This window comes from Halorubrum sp. Boch-26 (genome assembly GCF_029889805.1).
Classification (GTDB): Archaea; Halobacteriota; Halobacteria; order Halobacteriales; family Haloferacaceae; genus Halorubrum.
Genome location: NZ_JARANT010000027.1, coordinates 23,169 through 30,506, shown reverse-complemented (window position 1 = coordinate 30,506; position 7,338 = coordinate 23,169). Strand labels below are relative to the sequence as shown.

At 69.4% G+C, this 7,338-nt stretch carries 8 protein-coding genes; 3 read left to right on the top strand and 5 right to left on the bottom strand.

What is annotated here, in order from left to right; all coding sequences use genetic code 11:
* Nucleotides 1-151: 151 nt before the first annotated feature.
* A complete protein-coding gene (locus tag OQF71_RS05960) occupies nt 152-925 on the bottom strand; it encodes an SDR family NAD(P)-dependent oxidoreductase (protein WP_280586471.1) in 774 nt (257 codons plus the stop codon).
* 104 nt (nt 926-1,029) lie between these two features.
* Nucleotides 1,030-2,109, bottom strand: coding sequence for an NAD(P)/FAD-dependent oxidoreductase (locus OQF71_RS05955; RefSeq protein ID WP_280586469.1), 1,080 nt, complete (start codon nt 2,107-2,109; stop codon nt 1,030-1,032).
* Nucleotides 2,110-2,286: 177 nt separating this feature from the next.
* Here OQF71_RS05955 and OQF71_RS05950 point away from each other — a divergent pair, with 177 nt between their 5' ends.
* Nucleotides 2,287-2,604 carry a hypothetical protein gene (locus OQF71_RS05950; RefSeq protein WP_280586468.1) on the top strand — a complete coding sequence of 106 codons (318 nt, stop codon included), beginning with the start codon at nt 2,287-2,289 and terminating at the stop codon, nt 2,602-2,604.
* 40 nt (nt 2,605-2,644) lie between these two features.
* Here OQF71_RS05950 and OQF71_RS05945 read toward each other — a convergent pair whose 3' ends face one another.
* Nucleotides 2,645-3,316 (bottom strand): metallophosphoesterase family protein, encoded by a 672-nt coding sequence (locus tag OQF71_RS05945; RefSeq protein ID WP_280586467.1) that lies wholly within the window; start codon nt 3,314-3,316, stop codon nt 2,645-2,647.
* A gap of 204 nt (nt 3,317-3,520) precedes the next feature.
* Entirely contained in the window at nt 3,521-4,186 is a 666-nt protein-coding gene (locus tag OQF71_RS05940) for an O-methyltransferase (protein WP_280586465.1), read from the bottom strand.
* 113 nt (nt 4,187-4,299) lie between these two features.
* Between OQF71_RS05940 and OQF71_RS05935 the strand changes: the two genes are divergently transcribed.
* Nucleotides 4,300-5,976 (top strand): methylmalonyl-CoA mutase family protein, encoded by a 1,677-nt coding sequence (locus OQF71_RS05935; RefSeq protein WP_280586463.1) that lies wholly within the window; start codon nt 4,300-4,302, stop codon nt 5,974-5,976.
* A 58-nt stretch (nt 5,977-6,034) separates the two neighbouring features.
* Here the strand turns inward: OQF71_RS05935 and OQF71_RS05930 are convergent, their stop codons facing one another.
* Nucleotides 6,035-6,835 (bottom strand): formate/nitrite transporter family protein, encoded by an 801-nt coding sequence (locus OQF71_RS05930; protein WP_280586461.1) that lies wholly within the window; start codon nt 6,833-6,835, stop codon nt 6,035-6,037.
* 114 nt (nt 6,836-6,949) lie between these two features.
* On the opposite strand from OQF71_RS05930, the gene mce reads away from it, so the two are divergent.
* The gene (gene mce / locus OQF71_RS05925) at nt 6,950-7,336 is read left to right on the top strand and encodes a methylmalonyl-CoA epimerase (protein WP_280586460.1); all 387 of its coding nucleotides are present in this window, start codon (nt 6,950-6,952) and stop codon (nt 7,334-7,336) included.
* Nucleotides 7,337-7,338 lie beyond the last annotated feature (2 nt).

Below are 7,338 nucleotides of genomic sequence, written 5' to 3'. Positions count from 1 at the left end.
ACCACGATGACAGGGTTAGACGGGGTCCCGCAAAGTGGCGGAGTCATGGTTGTGAACCTGAAACTCCCACCGCTCGGGATTCCTCCGCGTTCACGCGGAGGAGGATGTCAACAGTAGCACAACGATTGGCCCTCCAGAAAACTGCGCGGTCTCACAGACTCGCTCCGCCGTCGACCCACACCGTCTCGCCGGTCACGTAGCTCGCGCCCTCGGAGGCGAGGTAGAGGTACGCGTCGCGCAGGTCGGCGGGAGTCCCGGCCCGCGAGGGGAGCCCGTCGGACTCCTCGATGGCACCTCGCGCCTCGTCGGCCCAGCCCTCTCGGATCTCGGTGGCGATCGGTCCCGGCGCGACGGCGTTCACCCTGATCCCGTGGCCGTCGAGTTCGAGCGCCGCGCTGCGGGTGAGCATCTGGATGCCCCCCTTCGTCGCCGCGTAGTGGGAGTGGTCCCACTCGGGCCGCTCGGCCGTCGTCGACGACGTGTTCACGATCGCGCCCTCGACACCGCGGTCGATCATGTCCTTCGCGGCCAGCTGCGTGCCGAAGAACGCGCCCCTGAGGTTGACGTCGTGGACGAAATCGAAGTCCTCCGGGGTGACGTCGAGGAATTCGAGACTTCGGTGGACGCCCGCGTTGTTGACCATCACGTCGACCCCGCCGAACTCGCGGGCCGCCTCGATCACCGACTCGATCTGGCTCGGCTCGGAGACGTCGGTCTCGACGTACGCGGCGGTCCCGCCGCGCTCCTCGATCGCCTCGTGCGTGGGGGCATCGGCGTCGATGTCCTTCGGCGCCGCCCGCACGTCGGCGTTGATGACGGTCGCTCCCGCGTCGCCGAACCCGGTCGCGACCGCGCGACCGATACCGCTCGATCCCCCCGTGACCACGACCGTCTCGCCGGCAAAGTCGGCGCTGATCGTTCCCATACGAACGGTCGGCCGCAACGGATCAAAAAAGGTCGGTATCGCGATCCGCCGAGCGGGTCATCGGCTCGGTTCAGGAGTCTCCGGGGGTGTCGGATCGAGCCGTCTCAGTCGTCGTCGGCCGCGGATGCCTCCGGTTTGTCAGCCGGATCCGTCCCCGTCCGCGGGCCGCCGGCGTGGCCCTCGTGGGCGACCGCGGTCGCCAGCAGTTCGGGGGAGATAGCGGGCACCTCGTCGGCGTCGACGGGGCCGTCGCGGGCGAGTTCCTCGGTCGAACGCGGGAACTCGCGGATCTCCTTGTGGATAGCGAGCCCGGCCTTCGCGCCCTGCCCCATCGCGACGGGGACCTGGTTGTGGCCGGGGGTGAGGTCGCCGAGCGCGAAGACGCCGTCGACGCTCGTGCGGCCGTGGTCGTCGACGTCGACCTCGCCGCCCTCGGTGCGATCGCAGCCGAGTCCCTCGGCGAGCGCGGCGTTGTAGTCTGAGCCGTACATCGGGAAGCCGCCGCGGTACTCGCGGCGAGCGCCGTCCTCGAACTCCAAGGCCGCCAGCCAGCCGGAGTCGGGGTCGTTCTCGACGCCGGCGACGTCCTCGTGGACGATCTCGACCGGGTGCGCCTCCAACTGGGCGGCGGTCTCCTCGCTCCACGTCGGCTCCGCGCCGCGGGTCAGGATATCCACGTCGTCGGTCACGTTCAGCATGATCATCGCGACGTGGGCGGCCGCCTCGCCGTGGCCCATCACGTACACCGGCTCGTCGACGAACATGTACGCGTCACAGTGCAGACACCAGTGGAGCCCCTTCCCCGTCCGCGGGAGCGGCGGGTCCGGGCGCTCGTCGGAGAAGCCGGTCGCGAGCACGACGCGGTCGGCGAGGAACTCGGCGTCGTTCGTCGAGAGGCGGAAGCGACCGTCCTCGGTCTCGGTCACGTCGCTGACGAACCCGCGCTCGAAGGTCCCGCCGTACGACTGCACCTGCTCGCGGCCGGTCGCGAGGAACTCGTTGCCGGAGACGTCCTCGGTGACGCCGATCACGTTGTGCGTGTCGGCCATCATCGCCGCTCGGCCGCCGCCGCGGTCGATCAGCACCGTCTCGTGGCCCAAGCGGGCCCCGTACAGGGCGGTCGTCAGGCCCGCCGGCCCGCCGCCGACCACCGCGATCTCGTACTCGTCCTCGGACGTACTCATTACCGGATCGTACGCGACGCGTCGGTTTAAATGGATTCGTGCTGTGCGCGTTCAGCGGCCAGCCCGGTCGCCGCGGCGCCCCGGTTCGAGTCCCCTGATTCCGCGCGCTCCCAGTCGCGTCATGCGGTTCCCCGGGGTCCCGGAAGCTTATTATAATCCGTCGCCTCCGGTGTGGCAGTGCCCTCGCGATTCGCCGCCGCGATCGTCCTGTTCGCCGTCGGGGTCGTCGCCGACGTGGCGTCCACGTACGTCGCCATCGGCGGCGGGCAGTACGTCGAAGGCTCCCCCGTCGGCGGCGCGTTCATCGCCGCCTTCGGGCTCGTCCCCGGGATGCTCCTCACCAAGGCCGCGGGGATGGTCGTCATCGGTGTCCCCGTCGCGGTGGCCGGGGGAACCCGGCGGCTCGTCGCGACGCTGATGTGCGCCGGCGTCGGCCTGCTCTCGCTGGCGACCGCCGCGCGGAACGCCCTGCTTCTGCTCGGACTCTGGCCGTGACGCGGATCCCCCGTCCCGCGACGGCGTAGCGTTCCGGCCCTCACTCGCCGTTATAAAGTCGGTCGGCGGTCCGCTCCGGGAGCCCGGCGTCGGCGACCGCCTCGCTCACGCGGTCGACGTCGTACGCGACCCGTTCGAGGGCGACCTCGTCCGTCACCGTGTCGAGCACGGCGTACCCCGCGTCGGGATCGCCGTCGCGCGGCTGCCCAACGCTGCCGGGGTTGACGACCACGCCGCCGGCGACGGCTCGCTTGCCCTGCACGTGCGTGTGTCCGAGGACGATCCCGTCGTACTCGCCCATGTGTCGGTCGAGGCCCGGGAACTCCTCGGGGTAGACGTAGGCGTCCTCGCGTTCGGCCGCGGGGTGCGAGTGGACGAGCAGATACCGCCCGCCCGCGAACGTCTCGGCGCGCGGGAGCCCGCGAAGCCACGCGAGCTGGTCGTCCGACAGCGACGCCTTCGCGTGTTCGAGCCCGGCCTCGGCCATGCGGTTGGCGCGGTAACGCTCCGGAGTCTCGACCGTGCGGTCGTGGTTCCCTCGGACAGTCTCCGTCGCGACATCGCGCACGCGATCGACGCACTCGGCCGGCCACGGGTTGTACCCGATCACGTCGCCGGCACAGACGATCCGGTCGACCGCCGGCATGTCGTCGAGGACCGCTTCGAGCGCCGGGAGGTTCGCGTGGACGTCCGAGATGAGCCCCGTCTTCATCGAAATGGGGTTCGGGAGCGACGCCCGAATAGCTTCGGCCTCTACGGGGTTGGAGAGGTGGGATTGAGCGGGGGATATCCACTTACTCGGTTATAAATCGTCGACGGCGGATCGTCACTGACTCTCTCCAAAGCCCCAGCCGGCGCTACGCGCCGGCGACGCCGACCGCAGATCCATTTCAACACAGTCCGCGTCGCCGCTCCCTCACGCCACCTTCGTCGATACCGCGATCCCGGAGCCGACCGGGAGGATCGCGGTCTCGACGGCGTCGTCGGAGCGCACCGTCCCGATGTACTCGCCGATTCCACGGGTCTCCTCGTCGACCTCGGGGTCGGGCAGGGGCGCGCCGTCCTCGAAGTGCGCGACGAGGTCGCCGAAGTCGATCGGCCCGCGCGTGACGTTGTCGGCGACGATCACGCCGCCGGTCCGGACCTTGGAGAGAACCGTGCGGTAGGCCTCGGCGTACCGGCCCTTCTGGTGATCGATAAGGACCACGTCGAAGGGGCCCTCGTAGCGCTCTATCGTCTCCATCGCGTCGCCGACCTCGAACGTCACGCTGTCGGTGTAGCCGCCGTCGGCGGCGAATCGGACGCCGCGCTCGGCCTCCCCCTCGTCGAACTCCGTGCAGATCACCGCCTCGGCGCCGCCGCGCAGGAACCACGTCGCGGAGTAGCCGAAGCCGGAGCCGAACTCGAACACCCGCTTGGCGTCGGTCAGCCGGGCGAGCAGCCGGAGCACCGCCCCCGCTTCCGGCCCGATGATCGGGAATCCCCAGTCGTCGGCGAGTTCGGCCATCGCCGCCTGCGTCGCGGTGTGCTCGGGCGCCGTCGCGGCGAGGAAGCGCCCGGCCGAGTCGGAGAGGACGTCCATGCGCGTGAATTGACTGCACAGTACTTGAAACCGGTTGCCGGGGCGGGTCGAGGGGCCCGCGAGGAGGCCGGCCCTGAAAACTGTTAAGTCCCGCTCGGTCGACCGATTCAATAATGTACGACCCTGAGGAACTGGCCGCGATCCGGGAGGCCAAGGAGTCGTGGGAAGAGGGGACCTACGGCGAGACGGTCGACCGGTTCGGGGAGCGCAAGGAGACGTTCACCACGGATACGGGCGGCCAAGAGGTCGATCCGCTGTACACGCCCGCCGACGTTCCTGACCACGACTACCGCGAGGACCTGGGGAACCCGGGCGAGGACCCGTACACGCGCGGCGTCTACTCGACGATGCACCGCGGCCGGCTCTGGACGATGCGCCAGTACGCGGGGATGGGCACCGCCGCGGAGACGAACGAGCGGTTCAACTACCTCATCGACGAGGGCTCGTCCGGGCTCTCGATGGCGTTCGACCTCCCGACGCAGATGGGGTACGACTCCGACGCGGCGATGGCCGAGGGCGAGGTCGGCCGCTCGGGCGTCGCCATCGACACCCTCGACGACTTCGAGACCGTCTTCGACGGGATCCCCCTCGACGAGGTGTCGACGTCGATGACGATCAACGCTCCCGCCGCCGTCCTCCTCGCGATGTACGTCGCGATGGGCGACGAGCAGGGCGTCCCCCGCGAGGAGCTCCGTGGTACGATCCAGAACGACATCATGAAGGAGTACATCGCGCGGAACCTCTACATCTACCCGCCGAAGGAGTCGATGCGGCTGATCACGGACATCTTCGACTTCTGCGCCGAGGAGACCCCCAGCTTCAACACCATCTCCATCTCTGGGTACCACATCCGCGAGGCCGGCTCGACCGCGGCCCAAGAGGTCGCGTTCACGCTCGGCGACGGGATCGAGTACGTGCAGGCCGCGATCGACGCCGGTCTCGACGTCGACGAGTTCGCGCCGCAGCTCTCCTTCTTCTTCAACGCCCACAACAACGTCTTCGAGGAGGCCGCGAAGTTCCGCGCCGCCCGCCGGATGTGGGCGCAGATCATGGACGAGCGGTTCGGCGCCGAGAACCCCAAGTCGAAACAGCTCAAGTTCCACACCCAGACCGGCGGCTCCACCCTCACCGCCCAGCAGATCGAGAACAACGTCGTCCGCGTCGCGTATCAGGCGCTCGCGGCGGTGCTCGGCGGCACGCAGAGCCTCCACACCAACGGGAAGGACGAGGCGCTCGCGCTCCCCACCGAGAAGTCCGTCCGCACCGCGCTCCGCACCCAGCAGATCCTCGCGCACGAGTCGGGCGCGGCCGACACGATCGACCCGCTCGCGGGGTCCTACTACGTGGAGGACCTCACCGACGGGATCGAGGAGGAGGCGTTCGAAATTCTGGAGGAGGTCGACCGCCGCGGCGGGATGCTGGAGGCGGTCGAGAGCCAGTGGGTCCAACGGCAGATACAGGACGTCGCCTTCGAGCGCCAGCGGGAGATCGAGGAGGGCGAGCGGATCATCGTCGGCGTCAACGAGTACGCGGTCGACGAGGAGCCGGAGATGGACCTCGAGGAGGTCGACCCCGAGCAGGAGCAGAACCAGCGCGATCGCCTCCAAGGGGTGAAAGACGACCGCGACGACGACGCGGTCGAGGACGCGCTCGCGTCGCTGCGCGAGGCCGCACGGGGGACCGAGAACGTGATGCCGACCATCGTCGACGCCGTGAAGGCGTACGCGACGGTCCAAGAGGTCTCCGACGTGCTCCGCGACGAGTTCGGAGAGTACAAGCCGGGGCGGTGAGGCGACCGGCCCGCGAGGGCGTCGGTCGACGACGGGGGCGTCCGGCTCCGCGAAGCGCTCAGTCCGCGCCGCGGACGACGTGGCCGTACTTCAGCAGCGCGACGAACACCGCGCCGCCGAAGGCGTTTCCGATCGTCGCCAGCACGAGGAACCCGACGTAGTCGGACAGCGAGATGGCGTCCGAGACGATCAGCCCGAACAGCACCTCGACGTTGCCCGCGATCGAGTGGGGGAGGTGGAGGAGCCCGATCGTGCCGGTGACGATCAGCACGAGGAGGATCCGGGCGGTCGTGTCCTGCGCCGCCGTCACGAGCCACGCCAGCAGCCCCATCAGCCACCCGGCGAAGACCCCGCCGACGAACAGCCACGGGAGATCGTGGTCGACGAGCTTCAGCGCGATGGTCTCGAACGACTGGGGGTCGACGACGCCGAGCTCCGGCATCAACAGGGTCACGAGCAGGGTGAACAGCAGGCCGCCGACGAGGTTCCCGACGTACACCAGCCCCCAGAGCCGGCCCAACTGTCTGAACGACGCCTGTCGGTCGAGCACCGGGATCACGGCCAGCGTCGTGTGCTCGGTGAACAGCTCCGAGCGGCCCAAGATGACGAACATGAAGCCGATGGAGTAGACGCTCGCCAGCAGCAGCTCTGTCCCGAGGTCGCCGAAGCTCCCGGGCGAGAGCGTCAGGATCACCGCCATCATCAGCGGGCCGAACCCGATGTCGAGCCCCGCCGACAGCCCGGACAGCAGCAGCCCGGAACGCTCCCGCTGCATCTCGTGGAGCGCGCTCTCGAGCAGCGAGCCGAGGATGTTCCGCGACGTCATCTGCTCCGTCGAGTCGGTCTGTGAGTCGCTCACTGGTGGAGTCGGTCCCCGTTTCTCGCGGGACCCACCCAAACCTTTGGATCCCGGCGGGCCCGGGGAGGGAACCGGCTCGGTCGTTATAAGACAGCGGAAGCCGATCCGGGACGTATGCGATTCGATCACGTCGGCGTCGCGACGCGCGACGCCGCCGACCTCGCCGAGCTGTTCGACGGCCTCCTCGACGCCCCGGTCGCCCACGAGGAGACGTTCGACGGGATGGAGGTCGTCTTCCTCGAACTCGACGACGGCGGCTACTTCGAGCTGTTAGAGCCCGACGACGGCGGCGCGATCGCCGACTACCTCGACCGGGAGGGACCGGGGATACACCACGTCGCGCTCGCGACCGACGACCTCCCCGCGGCGCTGGACCGCGCCCGCGACCTCGGCGTCGACCTCGTCGACGAGGAGCCGCGTCCGGGGGCGTGGGGCCACGAGGTCGCCTTCCTCCACCCGCGGTCGACGGGCGGGGTGCTCGTGGAGTTCGTCGAGCACTAGGG